This is a genomic window from Streptomyces sp. NPDC093071 (genome assembly GCF_044754545.1).
In the GTDB taxonomy this organism is placed as follows: domain Bacteria; phylum Actinomycetota; class Actinomycetes; order Streptomycetales; family Streptomycetaceae; genus Streptomyces.
In genome coordinates, this window is the sequence record NZ_JBIVPH010000021.1 from 1 (window position 1) to 1224 (window position 1224).

The 1224-nt window shown below is 66.5% G+C and carries 2 protein-coding genes and 1 pseudogene; all 3 read left to right on the forward strand.

Going from position 1 to position 1224, the window contains the following annotated elements:
• Positions 1-429: thiamine pyrophosphate-dependent enzyme (locus tag ACIQD7_RS34185; protein ID WP_402447208.1), on the forward strand; the 429-nt coding region annotated here is incomplete at its 5' end.
• 37 nt (positions 430-466) lie between these two features.
• Positions 467-994, forward strand: coding sequence for an acetolactate synthase small subunit (ilvN, locus tag ACIQD7_RS34190; RefSeq protein WP_121833425.1), 528 nt, complete (start codon positions 467-469; stop codon positions 992-994).
• A 94-nt stretch (positions 995-1088) separates the two neighbouring features.
• A pseudogene (locus ACIQD7_RS34195) lies at positions 1089-1224 on the forward strand (ketol-acid reductoisomerase); the annotation flags it as partial.

Sequence of the window (1224 nt, forward strand, 5' to 3'; positions counted from 1 at the left end):
TTCCAGATGACCAACCAGGAACTCACCACCTGCGCCCTGAACAACATCCCGATCAAGGTCGCCATCATCAACAACGGCGCCCTGGGGATGGTCCGTCAGTGGCAGACCCTCTTCTACAACCAGCGCTACTCCAACACCGTCCTGCACTCCGGACCGGACGAGCAGAAGGCGAACAAGGGCACCCGGGTTCCCGACTTCGTCAAGCTCTCCGAGGCCATGGGCTGTGTCGCGCTGCGCTGTGAGGACCCGGCCGACCTGGACAAGGTCATCGCCGAGGCCAACGCGATCAACGACCGGCCGGTCGTCGTCGACTTCATCGTCCACGAGGACGCCCAGGTCTGGCCGATGGTCGCCGCCGGCACCTCCAACGACGAGGTCATGGCCGCCCGGGGCGTCCGCCCCGACTTCGGCGACGGCGAAGACGACTGAGCACGCAGAGCGACAGCGAAAAGGAAGAGACCCAGACATGTCCACCAAGCACACGCTCTCCGTCCTCGTCGAGAACACGCCCGGCATCCTCGCCCGGATCGCCGCCCTCTTCTCCCGCCGCGGCTTCAACATCGACTCGCTCGCCGTCGGCGTCACCGAGCACCCCGACATCTCCCGCATCACCATCGTGGTCAACGTCGAGGGACTGCCCCTGGAGCAGGTGACCAAGCAGCTCAACAAGCTGGTCAACGTCCTGAAGATCGTCGAACTCGAGCCCAGCGCCGCGATCCAGCGCGAGCTCGTCCTGGTGAAGGTCCGCGCCGACAACGAGACCCGCTCCCAGATCGTCGAGATCGTCCAGCTGTTCCGCGCCAAGACCGTGGACGTCTCGCCCGAGGCCGTCACCATCGAGGCCACCGGTTCGAGTGACAAGCTGGACGCCATGCTCAAGATGCTGGAGCAGTTCGGCGTCAAGGAGCTCGTCCAGTCCGGCACGATCGCCATAGGGCGCGGCTCCCGGTCCATCACGGACCGGTCCCTGCGGGCCCTCGACCGTTCCGCCTGAGCCCCGACCGGTCCGTCTGACGAGACCGCACGACCTTCCTTCCCCCGCCCGCCGTACGGTGGGACGCAACACCAGCACACCAAGGAGAATCCCAGTGGCCGAGCTGTTCTACGACGCCGACGCCGACCTGTCCATCATCCAGGGCCGCAAGGTCGCGGTGATCGGTTACGGCAGCCAGGGGCACGCCCACGCGCTGTCGCTCCGCGACTCGGGCGTCGACGTCCGCGTCG